Source organism: Yoonia sp. BS5-3, assembly GCF_038069655.2.
GTDB lineage: Bacteria > Pseudomonadota > Alphaproteobacteria > Rhodobacterales > Rhodobacteraceae > Yoonia > Yoonia phaeophyticola.
Genome location: NZ_CP150951.2, coordinates 3526066 through 3545151 on the forward strand (window position 1 = coordinate 3526066; position 19086 = coordinate 3545151).

Sequence of the window (19086 nt, forward strand, 5' to 3'; positions counted from 1 at the left end):
GCATGAAATTGATACACCATTGCTTCACATATTCAGCCATGCTAGGCAAGGGAAAATAATTCCAAACGGGAGGGGAATCGATGACCATCGTACCGGTCACAAGTGCAGACCTGGATGCGGCCGAAGTCAGCTGGTTTTCAGCCCTGTGCTCGGATGATTATCAGTTCCTCGGCGTACCCGATGGCGATCTGCGCAGCAGCTGGGAACATTGCCGCGATATCGCCCTGACGGCCGAGGAACAAGGGTTCCGCAACATCCTCGCCCCCTCCTCTTTTCAGGTCGGGCAAGACACGCTTTCATTCGTCGCCGGCATGGCACCACTCACGGATCGGATGAATTTCCTCGCAGCGATCCGCTGCGGGGAAATGCAACCGATCATGCTGGCACGGACGGTCGCCACGCTTGACCATATGCTCAAAGGGCGGCTGACGCTGAATGTCATCAGCAGCGACTTCCCCGGCGAAGTGGCCGAAAGCAGCTACCGCTACAAACGCAGCCATGAGGTTGTTGAAATCCTGCGCCAAGCGTGGACGCAGGACGAAATCAACCACGATGGGGAAATCTACCAATTCAAAAACGTGCCCACCGATCCGGCACGGCCCTATCAGCAAAACGGCGGGCCACTGCTCTATTTCGGCGGCTACTCGCCTGCGGCGCTGGAACTTTGCGGGGCACAATGCGACGTCTACCTGATGTGGCCCGAACCAGTCGAACAACTCGAACAGCGGATGAAAGACGTGCACGCAAAGGCCGAAGCCCACAACCGCACGCTCGACTACGGGCTGCGGGTGCATATGATCGTGCGCGATACCGAGGCCGAGGCAAAAGAATACGCCGACTACATCGCCTCTAAACTGGATGATGAATACGGCAAACTGATCCGGGACCGGGCGCATGACAGCATCTCGCTTGGGGTCGCGCATCAGGCTAAGGCACGGGAACTGGCCGATAAATTCGGCTATGTCGAACCCGGGCTCTGGACCGGCGTCGGGCGGGCACGCTCTGGCTGTGGGGCGGCGCTGGTTGGGTCGACCGACCAGATCATGACAAAAATCGAGGCCTATCAAAAGATGGGGATCCGTGCTTTCATCTTCTCAGGCTACCCGCATATCGACGAGGCGAAACATTTCGGCAGCCGCGTGATGCCGAACCTGAAAACCTGCTCATTGCCCCATGAATACGGGCGTGTGCCATCTGAAACACCAGCCACGCCGCTCGGCACAGGGATCCGCAAGTGAACCGCATCCAGATTACCAATGACCTTTCCTTCAGCCGCATCGTTTACGGGATGTGGCGGCTTGGGGATGACACAGACACCTCGCCCGCCCACGTGCAGGCCAAGATCGAAGCCTGCCTGGAGCAAGGCATCACGACCATGGATCAGGCCGACATCTATGGCGGCTATGAAGCCGAAGAAGTGCTGGGTAACGCACTCAAGGCCGCCCCTGCCCTGAAAGACAAGATCGAGATCGTCACAAAATGCGATATCGTGGCACCGATGGGCCGTTACAGCGACGCACGGGTGAAATACTACGACACCAGCCGGGATCATATCCTGGCCTCTGTGGATCATTCGCTGCGGCTGATGGATGTGGACAAGATCGACACGCTTCTGGTGCACCGGCCGGATCCGATGATGGATCACAAGGAAACCGGCGCCGCATTGGATGCGGTCGTGGCCTCCGGCAAGGTGCGCAGCGTCGGGGTGTCCAACTTCAAACTGCACGATTGGACATTGCTGCAATCGGCGATGGACACAAAACTGGTCACCAACCAGATCGAACTATCGCTGACCGCGCATCAAGGCTTCACCAATGGCGATGTGGCGTATCTGCAGGAACGGGATGTGCCGATCATGGCATGGTCGCCCTTGGGCGGCGGCAGCCTGATGACCGGTAATGGCGCACCGCAAGATGCGCTGGCCAAGGTGGCAGAGGCCAATAGCGTTGACAGTGGGGCTGTTGCAGTGGCTTGGCTGCTCGCCCACCCAGCCAATATCATGCCGGTGATGGGCACCAACAACCTCAGCCGGATCAAAGGCTTGTCAGACGCTTTAAAAGTGAAAATGGACCGGCAAACCTGGTTCGAACTCTACACCGCCGCGCTCGGCACCGAGGTCCCATAATGGAGGCGGGCACCATCGCCAGCTTTGACCCCAGCGCCGATGCCGATAGCTTTCGGGGCGCCTTGGGCAGCTTTGCGACCGGGATCACCGTGGTGACGACGGACAGCCCCGAAGGGCCGGTCGGGATCGTGGCAAACAGCTTTTCCAGCGTCTCGCTTGATCCGCCATTGGTGCTTTGGTCGCCGGCCAAATCATCCAAACGGTTCGAACATTTCGCAGGCTCGCGGCGCTATGCGATCCATGTGCTAGGGGCAGACCAACGCGATATCTGCGCGGCCGTGGTCAAATCAAAAACAGCGATCAGTGATCTGCCAACACACCCGTCCCATTGCGGCATGCCGCTGATTGACGGGGCCGTGGCAACCTTCGAATGCAATCTCGAAGCCACGCATGATGCGGGCGATCACGTGATCATTGTTGGCCGCGTGACAAAAGCACATTATGCAGGTGGCGAGCCGCTTGTGTTTCACGGGGGAAAATACGGAGCCTTCAAAGAAACCTGATTTCTTTTGGCCCCAAATATCCCGGGGGAATTGCCCGGCACGGGCAAGGGGGCAGCGCCCCCAAAACATGGGCAAAATGCCCAAAAAACAGGGGAGGAGCCGGAATGTCGGTCCTGTTTGGCCTTCTTTGGCCGATAGAGCGGTTCAACACCGCAGTGCTTGCGATAGGCAAAGCCATCGCGGTTGCCGCGCTGACCATTATGGTTTGCCTGATTCTTGGGCAGGTCTTTTTTCGCTATGTGCTGAATGACGCGCCCAACTGGACAGAGGAAGGCGCGCGGTTCGGAATGCTCTGGATGACCGGGCTGATGGCGCCACTGGCCTACCGGATGGGGGGCTTTGTTTCCATCGACATGCTCGAACGGGCCCTGCCCCGAATGGCTTCGGCCATTCTCTCACTGATCCTGATGAGCATTGCCATGTGGGTGCTTGTGATTGCCTGGGACAAGGGTTGGAACAACCATATCACCGGGATTTCCGGGCGCGGCTGTTCGTCATCACTGCGGTGGCCACTAGGGATTGAGATCGGGCGCTGCGGCGATAAATTCGCCAACAGCTACCAATATGCGTCACTCTGGGTTGGGGTGAACCTGTTGATTGTCGTGAACGCCGAATTGATTATCCGGCAAATCATCAAGATCACTGGCGGCGGCGACAGACTTAAACCATTGAACGCAGACGATTTTCAAGGAGCCGACTGATGCTATTATGGTTCCTTCCCGTCTTTCTTGTACTGATCATGGTCGGCTTGCCCGTAGCCTTCGCGCTGCTGGCTGCCCCCTTCGCGCTGCTGACACTGGATGATCAGGCCCGGCAACTCTCAGTGCTTTATCGCAATTTCTACACAGGGATGGACAGTTTCCCCCTGATGGCCCTGCCCTTCTTTATGCTGGCGGGGGAAATCATGAACCGGGGCGGGATCACCACCCGCCTGGTCGAGTTTTCCCAGGCCTTCATGGGGCACCTGCGCGGCGGGCTGGCGCATGTGAATATCCTGTCATCGATCCTCTTTGCCGGGCTTTCAGGCTCCGCCGTGGCGGACACATCGGCGCTCGGTTCGACATTGATCCCCGCCATGGAGAAAAACGGCTATTCCCGCAAATTCGCGGCTGCGATCACGGCTGCCTCTTCGGTGATCGGGCCGATTATCCCGCCATCGGGGATCATGATCATCTATGCCTACGTGATGGGCGAAAGCGTCGCTGCACTGTTCCTGGCGGGGATTGTGCCGGGTGTCATGGTCGGGGTTGGGCTGATGGTCATGGTACGGCTGATGGCCGACCGGTACGACCTGCCCAAGGCGGAACGGATCGTCACCAAAGACCAATCCGTATCGCAAGTGGAATATTGGGTCAGTTTTGCATTGCTGCGGATCAACGTCGCCGGGCTTTTGATGGCCGTCTACAGCGGTCTGGCAACAACGGTTGGGCTGGCTGAGATCAACGAAGCAGGCGATAAAATCCACGCGTTGAACCTGTGGGTGGTATTCGGGGCGCTGCTGGCCATCGCGCATGTCATGCTGATGGGCTACCGCAAAAAGGTCAGCCATGATTTTCGGATGGTCTGCAAAAAGGCGATCGCGCCGCTGCAAACACCGATCATCATCCTCGGCGGGATCCTCGTGGGGGTCTTCACCCCAACCGAAGCCTCAGCCATCGCGGTTGCCTACGCGCTTGTGGTCAGCTTTCTGGTGCTGCGATCCATGACACTGAAGGATCTGGGACAAGTGCTGACCCGCTCGGCGCTTGGAACCTCAGCTGTTTTGCTGCTGGTTGGGGCGGCTGTGGCGTTCAAAACCGTGGTCAGCCTCAGCTATGCACCGCAAATCCTGTCAGACTACATCCTGTCGCTGTCCGACAACCCGCTGATGCTGCTGTTCCTGATCAATATTCTGCTGTTTGTGGTGGGGATGTTCCTGGATGCGGGACCGGCAATCATCATCCTGGGGCCAATCCTGGGACCCATCTTTGTGGACCTGGGCGTGCACCCGGTGCATTTCGCCATCATCATGAGCGTGAACCTGACGGTGGGGCTGGCAACACCGCCCATGGGGCTTGTCTTATTCGTGGCCAGTACAGTGTCCAAGGAAAAGGTCGAAACCATCGCCAAGGCGATCCTGCCTTTCCTGGCGGTCGAGATTTTTGTGATCTTCCTGATCACCTATATCCCGGCGATCTCAATGACGGTGCCCTATGTGACCGGCTTTTTAGGCTGCGGGCCGGAAGTTGGCTTTAGCGCCTGTATCAGCCCGGCACCGGGCGGAAACTAATCAGTATAAAAAGGGAGAACTATCAATGCTGAACAAAATGAAAATCGCGGCCACCGCTGCGCTTTTGGCGACACCATTCGCCGCATGGGCGCAGGCCGAGCCGGAATTCACCATCCGAGCCACTGCAAACTCCAATGAAAACGACGAAGATTATGACGGTCTGGTCGTGTTCAAAAGCTATGTCGAAGCCGCTTCTAACGGGCGCATCGGGGTAGAACTCTTCATCGGCACGCAGCTTTGTGCGACGGGCGCGGAATGCCTCGAAGGCGTGTCCGAAGGGTCCATCGATGTCTATATCTCCACCTCTGGCGGTGCTGCTGGCATCTTCCCTTATGTGCAGGTGCTGGACCTGCCATATCTGATGGCCAATGACCGGGTGGCAGAGCATGTGCTGACCTCCGACTTTGTGCGCACCATGCGGGACATGGCGCTGGAAGACAGCGGTGACACGATCCGTCTGATGACTATCGGCAACACTGGCGGCTGGCGTAACTTCGCGAATACGCAGCGCCGTGTGGCAGAGCCTTCCGACATGGAAGGTCTGAAAATCCGGACCGTTGTGGCCGACCTGCCGCAGGAACTGGTCCGCGCGCTTGGCGCCTCCCCAACGCCGATCCCATGGCCCGAGCTGTTCACCTCATTCCAGACCGGCGTTGTTGAAGGCTCCAAAAACGGGATCACCGACATCATGGGCATGAAATTCCCAGATGCGGGTCTGCAATACATGACACTGGACGGGCACGCCTATATGGGCGCGCTCTGGTGGATGAGCAACGACAACTTCATGGCGATGCCAGAGGATTTGCGCCGCGTCGTTGTCGATGGCTTTGCCGAACTGCAGCAAGCCACATTCGCCTCGCCCAAGCGCAAATCAATCGAAGCCTACCAGGCTTTCGTTGAGGGTGGCGGCGATCTCTATGTGCCAACGCCCGAGCAAAAAGCAGCCTTCGCCGAAGCCGCAGCACCGGTCCAGGATTGGTTCCGCAGCAATGTTGACCGCGGCGACGAAATCCTCGACGCGCTGATCACTGCCGTGGGCGAAGCCGAAGCCGAGCTTGAAGCCGCCTACGCAAGCGACCTGAACTAAGCATCGCGCTAAAGTAACACGAAAGGCCGCCCCTAACCGGGCGGCCTTTTGCTGTTTTACTCATCTGATCGACTTGTACGATCTGAAGGGAATATTCTGGCGGCGGCGGAATGGGCAATGTCATCAGCTTCCAGATTGGACGCGTTGACGGCGTCATTTGAAGCAAACCCGGCAAAGGCCCAACTACGATCTTTCTGGCACGGGCCGAAGCCCGCCAGCCTTTTCCACTTATAATATCTCTTCCGCTGATGATGATCCGAACCAAGCAATCTTTGGGCACGGCACCATAGGGATGCCGCACACAACATCGCACGCTGACATACAACAGGTTTCAATCTGCGCTTTGATCAAAACCCGCGACGCGCCAAAAAGCTCGCGGATCAAGCGGCAATAGCTGTCTGCGCATCTTCATATAGCTGCTGCACAAAATCATACATGCCAGCACCGCCGCTATCCTCTTCTGACAGAGCCTCAAACAGGCTTTGAAACAGCGATTCCGCGTCAATGCCGCTTGGATCACCGCTGGGCGGCGGGCCACCGTTTGGCGGTCCGTTTTTGCCTTCAGGACCACCAGCCTCGCGGGCGGCTTCGGCGCCGACATCAAGCTCGGCAATGCTCAGCAGACCGTCGCCATCTGTATCGATATCACCAAAACCATCGCCAATCCGCTGGCCTAGTTTTGTATCTTCAATCTCGCTCGCCGACAGGCTGCCAGAGCCATCAGCATCCAGCTTTTTCACCAGATCCTCACCCGATGGGGGCGGCGGCGGAGGCGGACGGTTCTGACCCGATTGCGTCGCGAACGACACCATGGACAAGTTATTCACGCGAAGACCTTTCATCCGTAAGTTTCGCACGAAAGTTGACAGACCAATCTTAGCAACGCGTTACCGCATATGCGGCGCGGACCCGAAAATAGATAGCATTTTATTCAACTGCCTTATACCCTGTAGCGCGCGCTTTGCGTCGAGCTTCGTATTTGTCCCAAATATGCATACGCCCCTTCTGCCGGGCATCGGCCAGCCACAGCTTTTTGCGAGCATCCGGCGTTTCGAATTGGGCATAAACACCACCCGAATACTTCGGCCAATCTAAGGCTAAACCCAGTTTAACCATCTCAGATGACAAATCACGCCCGTCTGGCAAGAAACACTTTGCAACCGTCCGACCATGGCTATCCTTCCCGGTCACTTCCGCGCGTATTTTCTGCCCTTTGCAAAGCCTGTGCAACGCCCACTTGGCCTTCTTCCCAAGCGGGTGCCCAAATTCGGGGGCATCAATCCCAAAAAGGCGAATTTCAGTGTTTTTGATCCTGAGACCGTCACCATCGGTGACGAAGGCAAGCCCAGCAATCTCATATCGAACGGTTGCCCGGGGCACAACACCTGATCGCGTATGTTGAACTTTTGGTGGATGCGACGGTGGCGGTTCTTTGGGAGGCGAGCGAGACGTCGATCCTTGCGATAACCGGATCGGCAAAATGAGCATCCCAAACACGACACCAACAGCAATAACAATACCAAAAACTTCCAAGCGCCGCTCCGTAGGTGGTGTATAGAAAAATCAATACACGCATAGAGCGATTCTTGATAGATGATTGTCATCATTATGACCTAGTAGAATTTTACCGAAACGGATACATCCAGCCCTTGTAGTCATCTACAAGGACTTCGGCCCGGGCCCGTTCGGCGGCGGTCAGACGCGGGGTGATCAGCTCAAGCGAATCCAGTGCATCCGGGTCCCCGCCTATTGCCGATAAGGCATACCAAAGATAGGCTCTGACCATATCTGGCGCGGGCAAGCCCCGGCCGACCTCATAGTACCAGCCAAGCCCGGATTGTGCCCCAGGATGCCCTTTCAAAGACGCCCGCAAGTACCAGTCAAACGCGCGCTCATCATCGCGCTCAACCCCCAGGCCAAGGGCGTACATGACGCCGATCAATTCCTCGGCTTCGGCATTGCCAGAGCGGGCATAGACCTCAAACAGCGCGCGGGCTTCGGCGTAGTCCCCCGCCTCCATCAGATCGCGCGCCGTCTCCATATCGGCCTGGGCAGGCGCCGCCCAAAGCAGCGCCAAAGCCAAAGCGTATGTACAGCGTCTGTACGCATTCTGTACCGGGTGCATATGGGTCTCCTTGGGTTGATTTGCGCCGGGCAAATGGCGGCGGCGCAGGCGATCAGCCCGGATGATTACATCCCCATCGACCCGGATCAAGCCCGGATCGGCCAGCTGCTATTTTATGATAAGATACTGTCAGGAAACAGAAATATCTCATGTGGGACCTGTCACCATCATGATCATGCGGGCACAGATGCACTGTCGCTTGGCATTGGCGAAGGGGGTATCGGCGTTGGGCCCAATCGGACAGCCGGCGAAGGGCGCGATGCGATCCGAAAACGGATCCCCCGAAACGCGCCAGCCCTTTGGAATCTTGGGCATAATTCGGTTGAGGTGATGTTCCATGACGGACGACTGACCGCCTCGGATATCTTCGGAAATGGCTTTGATTCCCCCGCCGAAGAATGGCTGCCCGAGGGGCTGGATAACCTCGTGGCGGCCCAGGCCCTTTTCCCGATGACGGCCCAGTTTGAGATGGCTGGAAACCTAGGCGAAAACGATGTGATCGGTGCTGTCAACAACCGGATCGACCGGGGCTGGCCGATCATCGCTAAACGGGTGCGCACGCTCCCGCAATATGGTCAGATGTTCGTACAAGCCTTTGATCACATTGACGAACCCAGCGATGTGACCATTGTTGAGATTGGCAACGCGCTAGGGGCCTTCATCGCCGCCGAATGGCAATCCTATGACAGCCCTTACGACGCTTGGCTGACCGGCACACCCCTGCCCGATGATGCGGAACGGGGCCGTCAGCTTTTCTTTAACAATCGCTGTGCATCCTGCCACGCAGGCCCGCTATTTACTGATCAGAATTTCCACGCGCTTGGCCTGCCCGCCTTTGGCCCGGGCCGCACAAGACAATGGGATCCGATCCCGCGCGATGTGGGCCGCATGGGTGAGACGCATTTGCTTGAAGATGCCTATAAATTTCGCACCCCGTCTTTGCGCAACGTCGCATTGACGGCCCCCTACGGACACAACGGCGCCTACCCGACGCTGACAACCATGATCCGGCATCATGCGAACCCCGCCACGGCGGACTGGACGCCAGAGATGGCCAATCTGCCCGACGTGCCCTGGCTTGAGGCCGTCGATTTCGCGATCCGGGCGGACACGCGCGAAATGGCCCGGCAAGCGGCGATCCGCGATATCAACACAATGACGCTCAGCGATCAGGATATCGCTGATCTGGTTGCCTTTTTGCATGCTCTGACCGGTGAAAGCGCCCTGACCCGCCCCATGGGCCGGCCAGAGACTGTGCCCAGTGGCCTGCCTGTTGATTAAAGCCGGATCATAACGCCCAGATCGGCGACATTGGTGCCGGTCGCCCCGGTTTTCAGCAATGCGCCCGCCTGCTCTAGGGCGTGATAGCTATCATTATTGGCCAGCAGCGCGTCAACATTCGTAATTTTATCAAGCACCTGCCCATCAACCAAACCGCCTGCAGCATCCGTTGGCCCGTCACGCCCGTCACTGCCGCCCTGCAGACAGACCCATTTTGACCAGCCGCGGGCGCGGGCCTCTTGTGCGATACGCAGCGCCAATTCCTGATTGCGCCCGCCGCGCCCATCCCCGCGCAAAACGACAGTCGTCTCGCCGCCCCAAACGGTGATCCCGGGGCCAGCTTGATCGCAGATGATACGGGCGGCCTCAGCCACATCCCCCTCAATCGGCGCAGGCAGGACATGGGCCGCGCCCGCAGCTTTGGCCATGGCAGCAACACTTTTGCGATTAGAGCCAACCAAATGATTGACGGCATGCGGGGGCGGGTCCGCAGGGGACGCAGCGCTAAGATGCTTGCGGACAGGCTCGGGCAACTGCGCCCACAGCCCCGCCCCTTTCAGCACAGTGATCGCGTCGGCCGCAATGCCAATTGGCGGCGCCGTTGGGCCGCTGGCAATCGCTGACAAATCATCCCCGATGACATCCGACAAAATAAGCGCCGTCACCGGCTGAGGCGCCGCATGGCGCAGAAACCCGCCGCCCTTTAAGGTCGAAAGCTGTTGGCGGACCAGGTTCATTGCCCGAATATCCAACCCCGCCCCAAGCAATAGCGCATTCACCGCAGCTTTATCCTGCAAGCTAAGGCCGGGCACAGGCGCAGGCAGCAGCGCCGAGCCGCCGCCCGAAATCAGGGCCAGCACCGGCCCCTCAGCGGCCTGCAGCGCTGCGATGACGGCGTGCGCGGCCTCGGCCCCATTTTCATCGGGCACCGGATGACCAGCAGCAAAGACGGCCGCGCCGTCCAGCGGATCGGCATTTTCGTAATTGGTCACAACCAGACAGGGGATCGCACCAAAATGATCCAGCGCGGCCTTGGCCATCAAGCGGGCAGCCTTGCCCACAGCAATGATCTGGGTGGGACGCACGACGTTACCGAGATGCCCCGCCACCGCCGCATAAGGATCAGCAGCGCGCAGCCCTGCATCAAAAATGCGGCGTGCCTCAGCATGCATATCATCCATCTTGGGTCTCCTCTTTGGCTGCGATCAAGGCCGCCATACGCTGCACCACCTGCAGTTCAAGCTCTGTTGCTGGCGATGCGCTGAGTGACGGCATGGCAAGCGCCACGAGCACCCGGGGCCTGCTGCGCGCCAAGATCACATGGGTGGCCGAATACCGTTCAAACAGATAGGCGATGTGATCCTCGGCCACAGGGCCAAGCTGCGGCGGGTCGAAGCGGCGCAACACCGGGGAGGCCGCGAAAATCTGATCCAACACGGGGTCTTGCAACTCAGACAGGCTGTCTTCGCTGACAATGACCGCCCCATCAACGCGCGGGTGCGTTTGCAAATCGCGCAAGAACCTCATCGGATCTTTCACTTCGGCGGTGGCCAGATGACGCAGCAGGCCCAGGCTTTGTTCTTCGGCACGCAAACTGCGTGCGTCATTCAAAATGGCAACCACAAACAGGGTCGTCATGAAGGCCGCAGCGCAAAGCAGCGCGCCGTTGCGATCAAGACCGGCCAGAAAGCTGATCATCGCGCTGAACACGGCAGAGGCTGCGATCATCACCCCAAGGCTGGCCAAGGTGGCACCATGGCCCAATTGGGCACGTGCCAGACCAATCGCCAGCCAACACAGGATCAAGACGCCAAGCGCGGAAAACTGGATCGGCAGGCCCGTGTAGATCAGCAGGAAATCCCCCGCCGCCAGCGGTATGAACAACAAAAGCGACAGGCCCAAGCGGACCACTGTCGTATTCTCGCCCGCCGAAAGCGACGCCCGGTCGCGGGTGATGATCATCCACCCTGCCATGCAAAACCCGGCAATTTGCACAGCAAGCTGCGCAATCAGCCGCTGCGGATCAATGCTGCCGGAATACCACAAGGCCAGAACGCCAAAGATCACAGCCGCCCCGCCCATACTGGCTTTCACAAAACCAGGCGCATGTCTGCGTAGCAACCCTTCGGTTAACACAATTGCGGCCAGCGGGATCAATGCAGCGGCGAGCAGGACCAGAATGCGAAACGCCTCAACGCCGGTCAGCGTCATCGCAAGGCGGCCGGTAAACAAAAGGATTGAAACCCGGATACAAAACAGAAAACGCCGGTTCAGCGGATCCCACCTGTCGCGGCGGACAATGACCCGGCGCAGGACTAAAAGGCCCAGCAACGCGCCGCCCGAAAGGTAAATCTGGACCATAACGCTGGCCGCTAAAATCATGCGCCCGGCCCTTTGCGCGGGCGCAGGATCGACCAAGGTTTGCTGCCATCTGCCCAGTGGATCGCAGGCAAAACCAAACGGCGCAGCGCCACCAGTCCGCCAGTTAATACGACACCCAGGATGGCCGATTTGGGCACCTCGCGCAGCAGATAGCCGCGCATTGCCGCAATATCCATCCGGCCCAGCTGCAACACATCGTCGCCGCGCCCATAATCCAGCATCTTGGCGCAGAAATCATTAAACTGCACATCACGGTGCTTTGGCGCGTTATCCCAGGTCTTTTTCAAATCATCCGATCCGCCGGTATAGGCGTCTGTGATGACAAAGCGGTCCTCATCAAACCCGGCCTCTGCCCCGACGCCAAAGATATGGCGCTGACTGGCCATGATCCGGCGGGCCAGCAGCAGATGGTTCAGCGTACGCCGCCCGCCCCTTGGGCCGGGCCAGACATCCGAAAACATCTGCGAGACCATGCCAACCACAGCAGGCACCTGCGTGACATTGGACACCCAGATTGGCCGGAACTGGCGCCGGAAGAAGATCAAGAAACAGGTCAGCCCATAAAGCACCCAAGACAGGTTCTTTGACCGCTCTGCGGGATCGACCATCACAAGGCCTAAATGCAGCACCTCAGTGGGGTGTGGGCTATCCTGAAGCGTCATGATCGCAAGGGCATTAAAGGCAATCGGTGTGCCATCACGGCGGGCAACCAGCGTGATAATCACAGCCTCCATCCGCGCTTTGTCACCCGAAAAAACACCATAAGTCAGGCTGCCGGCATCCAGCGTTTTCGCCGCGATCTGACGCAGATTTGCGCTCAGCTCGGCCAGCGCATCCGGCGCCATCCACAGGCCCGGACGTTCAATAATGCGCACCGTGTAGTCGGGACCGGACCGCAAGGTCACGTCCATATATTTGCGCCCAATTGCCTTGAGAATGGTGCCAATCACAGCGTGTTCCCTGTCCCTTGCCCTGCACCCTATGCAGCAGGGGAAACCAGCACAAGGCCGCGGATCAGGCCCGGGTTACAGGTAGCGGTTCACCAGATTTTCCAGCCGTTCCTGCCGCCCCGAGCGTGGCTCTGGTTCAATCGCTTGTTCGGTCACTTTTGCATAACAATCCTCAAGACTGCTGCGATGTAGCAAATCTTGGCCCGCGGCCGTGTTCCAACCGGCATAGCGGGCATCGCGCGCGGCCTCTAGCTTGCCATCCTCAAACATTGCCGCGGCAGCCTTCAGACCGGCGGCGCAAGCATCCATGCCGCCAACATGAGCAATAATTAAATCTTCCGGATCAAGACTTTGTCGGCGTAACTTCGCGTCGAAATTGGTGCCGCCGGTGGTGAAGCCGCCCGCGCGCAGAACCTCGTAATAGGCCAATGCCATCTCGGGCACATTATTAGGAAACTGGTCGGTATCCCAGCCGGATTGATAGTCATTCCGGTTCATATCGATTGAGCCAAAAATGCCCAGCTCGCGGGCCAAGGCCAGTTCATGCTCAAAGGAATGGCCAGCCAAAATGGCATGGCCCTGTTCGATGTTTACCTTGACCTCATCCTCAAGGCCAAAATCCTTCAAGAACCCGTAAACAGTGGCGACGTCATAATCATATTGATGTTTTGTCGGCTCTTGGGGTTTGGGCTCAATCAGGATCGTCCCTTCAAAGCCCATCTTGTGCTTATAATCGACGACCATCTGCAACATACGGCCCGCCTGCTGTCGCTCGCGGCCCATATCGGTGTTCAGCAACGTCTCATACCCTTCGCGCCCGCCCCAAAGCACGTAATTCTCGCCACCCAGCTTGATCGTGGCATCCATGCACGCCTTGATCGTGGCGGCAGCATAGGCAAAGACATCCGGGTCCGGGTTCGTCGCAGCCCCGGCCATATAGCGACGATGGGAAAACAGATTGGCCGTTCCCCAAAGCAGCTTGACGCCGCTCTGATCCATCTTTTCCGCAAAGTAATCAGTGATTTGCGCAAGGTTATCAATGCTCTCTGAAAATGATGCCCCCTCTGGCCGGACATCTGCATCGTGAAAGCAGAAATAGGGCACACCCAGGATCTGGAACATCTCAAGGGCGACATCGGCCTTCATCTTGGCCGCGTCCATTGTGTCATCAAACCAAGGGCGTACGAAGGTTGGACCGCCAAAAGGGTCACCGCCCGGCCAAGCGAAAGAGTGCCAATAGGCGCAGGCAAAGCGCAGATGATCCTTCATGGGCTTGCCCATGATAACAGCATCCGGGTCGTAATGGCGAAAGGCAAAATCATGTGCCGCCTCTGGCCCCTCATAGGCGATCGTTGGGATTCCATTGAAGAAATCAGTCATGACAGTCCTTTCAATGCAGCATAACCGGCGCGGTAGCGCGCGTGCGCATCGGCAAACGCGTCGGTCAGCGCCCGGTCTGGCGTGATCGTTCGGGCAATGGCGGGCGGGCCCGCGATCTCGGGCCCGGCACCGGTTGCGGCCATCAGGCCCAGCCTGGCGGCACCAAACGCACCACCGAAATCACCGGCAACGGGCAGATCAATCGGCATATCCAGCGATGTGGCCAAAGCCTTGAGCCAGTAATCCGATTTCGACCCACCACCGACCGCAATCAGACGGCTGATCTGCGTGCCCGTCGCCGCAAGCGCATCATGGCAATCGCGGATCGCATGGGTCACCCCTTCCAACACGGCGCGGGTCGCTGCGGCCTGATCGGCGGCATGATCCAGATGCAGGAAAGCGCCGCGTATCTGGCTGTCATTATGCGGGGTCCGCTCGCCGCCGAGATAGGGCAAGAACAAAGCCCGTGAAGGGGCCTGCAAATCGCCCAAAGATGCGGTCAGGCTGGCCGCTGGTTGGCCCACAAGACGGGCATACCAGTTCAGCGCATCTGCCGCCGCCAGGATCACACCCATCTGATGCCAAGTCCCCGGCAATGCGTGACAAAATGTATGCACGGCACTAGCCGGGTCAGGTCGGTAGGCATCCGAGGCCGCGAATAAGACGCCCGACGTGCCCAGCGACACAAACGCATCACCCGCAGAGACAACGCCGACCCCAACGGCACTTGCCGCATTGTCACCGCCGCCGCCCGCGACAACCACACCCTTGGGCAGCCCCCAGCGCTGCGCCAATGCATCGCGCAGCTGGCCGGAAACCGCCGTGCCTTCCACCAAACGGGGCATATGATCGCGGGACAGCCCTGTGGCGGCCAGCAAATCATCAGCCCAATTGCGCTTGGCCACATCCAACCAAGATGTTCCAGCGGCATCCGACATCTCGGCCACAGCCTCACCGGTCAGCCATAGGCGCAGATAATCCTTAGGCAAAAGAACCCGCGCCACTTTGGCAAATATCTGCGGCTCATGCTGGGCCACCCAGCTGAGCTTGGGCGCGGTGAAGCCGGGAAAGACGATATTGCCAGTCAGGGCACGAAAACGGGGATCGGCGTCCATTTCAGCCGCCGCATCAGCGGCCCGCGTATCATTCCATAAGATACAGGGGCGCAACACAGCGTCATAAGCGTTCAAAAGCGTCGCGCCATGCATCTGGCCAGACAGGCCAATGGCCCGCACCGCATCAAGCGGCACCTGCCCCGCCAAGTCCCGCAGCACAACATCAGCAGCATCCAGCCAGCTCTGCGGGTCCTGCTCAGACCAGCCGGGTTTGGGACGGCTGACTGTCAACGAAACCGCTGCCTCGGCCCGCAGGGTTTGCGCCTCATCAATCAACACAGCCTTCAGACCAGACGTGCCCAAATCCAGACCGATATACATCAAGGCGCCCCGTCAAAGGGCAACAACCGCCGCAGCATTTTTGATAATCCTCCTCAGCGCGATAGGATCGCACATAGGCATCATCACGCGGCGCTGCGCGGTAATCAAGAGGATAAGGGAAAGCTAAGCTCTGGACCAGAAAACCGGTTTATGATCCTGTAGACAGCGATCTGGAATGTGGGATTTCGCAGATGGCATGTACAGAAAATTTTGCTTACGTTCATTTTTACTTTTGGCCTATGGCGTTTATTCTGGCCTACCTTGTTAGAAAGCATAATAAATTTGGACTGAAAGATACGTTTCTCGTAATGATTGGGGTGAAAACACATCTCAGCACATTACTGATAAAAGTGTTTCACGCTCTAATGATTTTGGGCTCAATCGGCATTATTTTGTGGATTGCGCAAACCTGCCCCACGTGATTGCACTGGCAACACACGGAAAGCTTGGTAGCCCACCGAGACTGTACTAAGGACAGGACGTAAGTCTCGCTGAGATATCTAGAATGGCCTGTACCAGCAGCCAACTATAAATGTGGTATCCATGAATCTTGCACAAAGCATACTCTTCTTCGGACTGCCGGGGTTTGTTATTCTGGTCGCTCTCTATTTCGGGGTACCGATTGCAACAAGTCTCGGCATCCCACTCATTGTCAGTTGGACGGCAGGGTTGTGGCTACCTATTATTCTGCTCCTGTGCTGGGTGCTCGTGCGCCACTTTCGAAACCCAAAGTCAGACGAATTCAAAGAAAGGTTTCGTCTAAAAAAATTGCAGCGAGGCGATTGGATTGCCATTGCCGTTGCTTTCGTCGCAGTGCAGGTGTGCGAAATCTCGCTTTCCAGAACTGGGGCGATTATTTCTGAGATGTGGTTCTTCTCGACACCCAGCGTTATCCCCGAATTGTTTGATCCCGGGCTCGATATTGAAGCCGGGTTGAGCACGTTTTTCGCAGTACCTGTGGAAGGGAACTGGTGGCTGCTTGTATTTTGGCTCGGTTGGCTGGTTATCAATATCGGCGGGGAGGAACTACTATGGAGAGGCTATGCCCTGCCGCTGCAAGAACGTGTATTTGGCGGTTACGCGTGGTTGGTAAACGGTCTATGTTGGAACCTTCTCGTCCACGCATTCATGCGCTGGAATTTCCTCACACTGATGCCCGTCAGCTTGGTAATTCCCTATCTGGTGCAACATCGAAAGAACACCTGGATCGGCATTTACCTTCATGGGCTCGGCAACGCGCTTGTGCTTTTGATCCTGGTTCCCAGTATCGCTGGATGGATCTAGTCCAAGGGCTTCTTAGTGTTGTTCATCAGGCACCATAATGCGTAACCACATAATATGCTTCTCGTGCCCAGACCTTCCGCAGGAAGCCCCATGACATCCCAACCGACCGTGAAAAACTGGCTGTCCATCGGCGCGCGTGGCGTCATATGGGGCGCGACGTTTATGGTCGTCTCTATCGCGCTTACGGGGTACGGCCCGTTGACCGTGGCTTGCGCCCGCACAACGCTGGGCGCGGCGGCACTGCTTGCTTTGATGTGGTTGATGCGGCGCCCGTTGCCCGACTTCACCCCGCGCATGTGCAGATATCTGCTGTTGATCGGCCTTTTGAACACCGCACTGCCCTTTGCGCTGCTCAGTTGGGGGCAGCAATTTGTGCCATCGGCCTTTGCGGGCATTTCCATGGCCGCCTTGCCCCTGTTCGTGTTGCCTTTGGCGCATCTGTTCACAGATGAAAAGCTGACCCAGCGCAATCTGGCTGGCGTTTGCCTTGGCTTTGTTGGTGCGGTCATCCTGATTGGTCCGGGTGTGCTGCGTCTGGGCACGGGGACAGCGCCATGGGGCCAACTGGCCTGCCTGGCCGCTGCGCTGTCTTATGCGGTATCCAGCATCATGACCCGGCGTTGCCCGCCTATCGACCCGATCACCATGTCTGCACTGCTATTGCTCGTGGGGAGCGCCGCCCTGATCCCGGCCATGCTATGGATCGAAGGCATCCCGCATCTGGCGGATACACGCGCAACCACGGCCATCATTGCGCTTGGACTGCTGCCGACGGCGCTTGCCGCGCTGATCCGCGTCGTAACGATCCGCACGGCGGGTTCGGTTTTCATGACATTGGTGAACTACCAGGTGCCGGTCTGGTCGATGCTTTTTGGTGCCTGGATTTTACAAGAAATGCTGCCGCTGCGGTTCTTTGCGGCCCTTGCATTGATCCTTTTGGGTCTTGCGATCAGCCAATGGTCCAGCCTCGTGCGTCTGTTCCGGCCGGAATGACTTTCACCGCCTGAACCACTTCTTAGCATCTTTAACGGCATCCTGTTTTTTAAGCATGATGCTGCAATAATAGCGGTGATTTCCAAGGTTATCCCTATCGTCTCACGAAAAATATTGACTTTTTGGTCAAAAATTACCCTGATCAATGGTAACAAAGCGAGGATACGCCATGCAAAAAGAGCTTTCGACTGAGTTTACCGGTCTTAAATTTGTGAACCCCTTCGTGCTGGCCTCTGCGCCGCCGACGGAAAGCAAACGTAAAATCCTCAAGGCGTTTGAGGCCGGTTGGGGCGGTGTCGTCACCAAGACCATCGGCTTGCACCCGGTCGAAAACGTCGCCGGTCCCAAAACGATCTTTCAGCGCACCAGCGAAGAAAAGCCCTATGTCTCGCGCAATAAACGGGCCGATACGGTATCGCATTCCTCCTGGAATTGGGAGCTGATCTCAGACCAACCGCTCGAACTTTGGTTGCCAGACCTGGAAGAGATCAAAACCACCTACCCGGACCGTATGCTGATCGCCTCGATCATGGCCGGTGCGGGCAGCGAGGAAGAGATGGACAATTGGCGCAAATTGGCCACCGCCTGCGTTGGGGTCGGCTGCGACGCGCTGGAACTGAACCTGTCCTGCCCGCATATGGACCGCAAGGATATGGGCGCGAATGTCGCCAACGATGAGGATATCATCAGATCCATCCTGCAGGCGGTGACATCCGTTGTTGATGTACCGATTTGGGTCAAGCTGACGCCCTCAACCTCAACGCTGGTGAGCGCCGCTGCCGCCGCCTATGAGGCGGGCGCCTCATGTATATCGCTGTGCAACACCTTCCCGTCCCTGCCCCTTATGGACCCCGAAACCATGAAGTTCGAAGTCGAGGTCGACGGGCTCGTCACCTCTGGCGGGCTTGGAGGTTTGGCGATCCTGCATCAGGCCTTGCAACGGGTTTCGGACATCTCGCGGGCCTTCCCGGACAAATCGATCTCGGGCATTGGCGGCATCAAGGGCTTCCGCGAGGCGTTCAACTTCATCGTGCATGGGGCTGGAAACCTGCAAATCTGCACCGCCGCAATGGAGGAAAAAGGCAGCGGCGGCGTTGGTGTCAAGCTGATCCAGGAACTGACAGAAGACCTAAGCGAGTATCTACAGCGCAAGGGCTATGCCTCGATCGAGGAATTCCGCGGCGCGGCGCGCGAACGGATTGTCGAACACTCTCAGGTCCGCCGCAAAAGCGACGATTATAACGGTGGATATGCCAAATCGGCATAAGGCC

18 protein-coding genes are annotated in these 19086 nt (G+C 57.9%); 10 read left to right on the plus strand and 8 right to left on the minus strand.

The features are described from left to right. The first annotated feature begins 80 nt into the window (after positions 1-80). The 6 genes from AABB29_RS17835 to dctP all read left to right on the plus strand — a co-directional run bounded on the left by AABB29_RS17835 (position 81) and on the right by dctP (position 5984). On the plus strand, positions 81-1238 hold the full coding sequence (locus AABB29_RS17835; RefSeq protein WP_341365631.1) for an LLM class flavin-dependent oxidoreductase: 1158 nt from the start codon (positions 81-83) through the stop codon (positions 1236-1238). Beyond that, entirely contained in the window at positions 1235-2125 is an 891-nt protein-coding gene (locus AABB29_RS17840) for an aldo/keto reductase family oxidoreductase (RefSeq protein WP_373636659.1), read from the plus strand. The genes AABB29_RS17835 and AABB29_RS17840 overlap by 4 nt, the downstream gene beginning before the upstream one ends. Then, positions 2125-2628 (plus strand): flavin reductase family protein, encoded by a 504-nt coding sequence (locus tag AABB29_RS17845; RefSeq protein WP_341365629.1) that lies wholly within the window; start codon positions 2125-2127, stop codon positions 2626-2628. Before AABB29_RS17840 ends, AABB29_RS17845 begins: the two co-directional genes overlap by 1 nt. 104 nt (positions 2629-2732) lie before the next feature. Then, entirely contained in the window at positions 2733-3329 is a 597-nt protein-coding gene (locus AABB29_RS17850; protein ID WP_341365628.1) for a TRAP transporter small permease subunit, read from the plus strand. After that, positions 3329-4897 carry a TRAP transporter large permease gene (locus AABB29_RS17855; protein WP_341365627.1) on the plus strand — a complete coding sequence of 523 codons (1569 nt, stop codon included), beginning with the start codon at positions 3329-3331 and terminating at the stop codon, positions 4895-4897. The genes AABB29_RS17850 and AABB29_RS17855 overlap by 1 nt, the downstream gene beginning before the upstream one ends. 25 nt (positions 4898-4922) lie before the next feature. After that, entirely contained in the window at positions 4923-5984 is a 1062-nt protein-coding gene (dctP, locus tag AABB29_RS17860; RefSeq protein ID WP_341365626.1) for a TRAP transporter substrate-binding protein DctP, read from the plus strand. A 380-nt stretch (positions 5985-6364) separates the two neighbouring features. Here dctP and AABB29_RS17865 read toward each other — a convergent pair whose 3' ends face one another. The 3 genes from AABB29_RS17865 to AABB29_RS17875 form a co-directional block, all read right to left on the minus strand. Next, entirely contained in the window at positions 6365-6811 is a 447-nt protein-coding gene (locus AABB29_RS17865) for a hypothetical protein (RefSeq protein ID WP_341365625.1), read from the minus strand. Positions 6812-6911: 100 nt separating this feature from the next. After that, positions 6912-7472 (minus strand): thermonuclease family protein, encoded by a 561-nt coding sequence (locus AABB29_RS17870; protein WP_341369055.1) that lies wholly within the window; start codon positions 7470-7472, stop codon positions 6912-6914. A 136-nt stretch (positions 7473-7608) separates the two neighbouring features. After that, complete coding sequence (locus tag AABB29_RS17875) at positions 7609-8109, minus strand: tetratricopeptide repeat protein (RefSeq protein ID WP_341365624.1); 501 nt, start codon at positions 8107-8109, stop codon at positions 7609-7611. On the opposite strand from AABB29_RS17875, the gene AABB29_RS17880 reads away from it, so the two are divergent. Next, positions 8110-9390, plus strand: coding sequence for a cytochrome c peroxidase (locus AABB29_RS17880; protein WP_341365623.1), 1281 nt, complete (start codon positions 8110-8112; stop codon positions 9388-9390). On the opposite strand, the gene AABB29_RS17885 is transcribed toward AABB29_RS17880, so the two are convergent. The 5 genes from AABB29_RS17885 to xylB form a co-directional block, all read right to left on the minus strand. Next, on the minus strand, positions 9387-10571 hold the full coding sequence (locus AABB29_RS17885) for a DUF4147 domain-containing protein (protein WP_341365622.1): 1185 nt from the start codon (positions 10569-10571) through the stop codon (positions 9387-9389). The genes AABB29_RS17880 and AABB29_RS17885 overlap by 4 nt on opposite strands. After that, positions 10564-11772: a hypothetical protein gene (locus AABB29_RS17890; RefSeq protein ID WP_341365621.1), complete on the minus strand. Its 1209-nt coding sequence runs from the start codon at positions 11770-11772 to the stop codon at positions 10564-10566. Before AABB29_RS17890 ends, AABB29_RS17885 begins: the two co-directional genes overlap by 8 nt. Further along, complete coding sequence (locus AABB29_RS17895) at positions 11769-12722, minus strand: hypothetical protein (protein ID WP_341365620.1); 954 nt, start codon at positions 12720-12722, stop codon at positions 11769-11771. Before AABB29_RS17895 ends, AABB29_RS17890 begins: the two co-directional genes overlap by 4 nt. A gap of 75 nt (positions 12723-12797) precedes the next feature. Next, positions 12798-14102 carry a xylose isomerase gene (xylA, locus tag AABB29_RS17900; RefSeq protein WP_341365619.1) on the minus strand — a complete coding sequence of 435 codons (1305 nt, stop codon included), beginning with the start codon at positions 14100-14102 and terminating at the stop codon, positions 12798-12800. Next, entirely contained in the window at positions 14099-15538 is a 1440-nt protein-coding gene (gene xylB / locus AABB29_RS17905) for a xylulokinase (protein WP_341365618.1), read from the minus strand. Before xylB ends, xylA begins: the two co-directional genes overlap by 4 nt. 543 nt (positions 15539-16081) lie before the next feature. Between xylB and AABB29_RS17910 the strand changes: the two genes are divergently transcribed. From AABB29_RS17910 to AABB29_RS17920, 3 genes are all read left to right on the plus strand, one after another. Continuing rightward, a complete protein-coding gene (locus AABB29_RS17910; protein ID WP_341365617.1) occupies positions 16082-16822 on the plus strand; it encodes a CPBP family intramembrane glutamic endopeptidase in 741 nt (246 codons plus the stop codon). Between the two features lie 90 nt (positions 16823-16912). Next, positions 16913-17815, plus strand: a complete 903-nt coding sequence (locus tag AABB29_RS17915; RefSeq protein ID WP_341365616.1) for a DMT family transporter — start codon at positions 16913-16915, stop codon at positions 17813-17815. A 169-nt stretch (positions 17816-17984) separates the two neighbouring features. Further along, a complete protein-coding gene (locus AABB29_RS17920; RefSeq protein WP_341365615.1) occupies positions 17985-19082 on the plus strand; it encodes a tRNA-dihydrouridine synthase in 1098 nt (365 codons plus the stop codon). Positions 19083-19086 lie beyond the last annotated feature (4 nt).

What these genes read in the sequence shown, in the direction of transcription:
- AABB29_RS17920 (WP_341365615.1), top strand. Translation starts at nt 17,985, where the DNA reads ATGCAAAAAGAGCTTTCGACTGAGTTTACCGGTCTTAAATTTGTGAAC.
- xylA (WP_341365619.1), bottom strand. Translation starts at nt 14,102, where the DNA reads ATGACTGATTTCTTCAATGGAATCCCAACGATCGCCTATGAGGGGCCA.
- dctP (WP_341365626.1), top strand. Translation starts at nt 4,923, where the DNA reads ATGCTGAACAAAATGAAAATCGCGGCCACCGCTGCGCTTTTGGCGACA.
- xylB (WP_341365618.1), bottom strand. Translation starts at nt 15,538, where the DNA reads ATGTATATCGGTCTGGATTTGGGCACGTCTGGTCTGAAGGCTGTGTTG.
- AABB29_RS17855 (WP_341365627.1), top strand. Translation starts at nt 3,329, where the DNA reads ATGCTATTATGGTTCCTTCCCGTCTTTCTTGTACTGATCATGGTCGGC.
- AABB29_RS17835 (WP_341365631.1), top strand. Translation starts at nt 81, where the DNA reads ATGACCATCGTACCGGTCACAAGTGCAGACCTGGATGCGGCCGAAGTC.
- AABB29_RS17880 (WP_341365623.1), top strand. Translation starts at nt 8,110, where the DNA reads ATGGGTCTCCTTGGGTTGATTTGCGCCGGGCAAATGGCGGCGGCGCAG.
- AABB29_RS17845 (WP_341365629.1), top strand. Translation starts at nt 2,125, where the DNA reads ATGGAGGCGGGCACCATCGCCAGCTTTGACCCCAGCGCCGATGCCGAT.
- AABB29_RS17885 (WP_341365622.1), bottom strand. Translation starts at nt 10,571, where the DNA reads ATGGATGATATGCATGCTGAGGCACGCCGCATTTTTGATGCAGGGCTG.
- AABB29_RS17910 (WP_341365617.1), top strand. Translation starts at nt 16,082, where the DNA reads ATGAATCTTGCACAAAGCATACTCTTCTTCGGACTGCCGGGGTTTGTT.
- AABB29_RS17875 (WP_341365624.1), bottom strand. Translation starts at nt 8,109, where the DNA reads ATGCACCCGGTACAGAATGCGTACAGACGCTGTACATACGCTTTGGCT.
- AABB29_RS17850 (WP_341365628.1), top strand. Translation starts at nt 2,733, where the DNA reads ATGTCGGTCCTGTTTGGCCTTCTTTGGCCGATAGAGCGGTTCAACACC.
- AABB29_RS17915 (WP_341365616.1), top strand. Translation starts at nt 16,913, where the DNA reads ATGACATCCCAACCGACCGTGAAAAACTGGCTGTCCATCGGCGCGCGT.
- AABB29_RS17890 (WP_341365621.1), bottom strand. Translation starts at nt 11,772, where the DNA reads ATGATTTTAGCGGCCAGCGTTATGGTCCAGATTTACCTTTCGGGCGGC.
- AABB29_RS17870 (WP_341369055.1), bottom strand. Translation starts at nt 7,472, where the DNA reads ATGCTCATTTTGCCGATCCGGTTATCGCAAGGATCGACGTCTCGCTCG.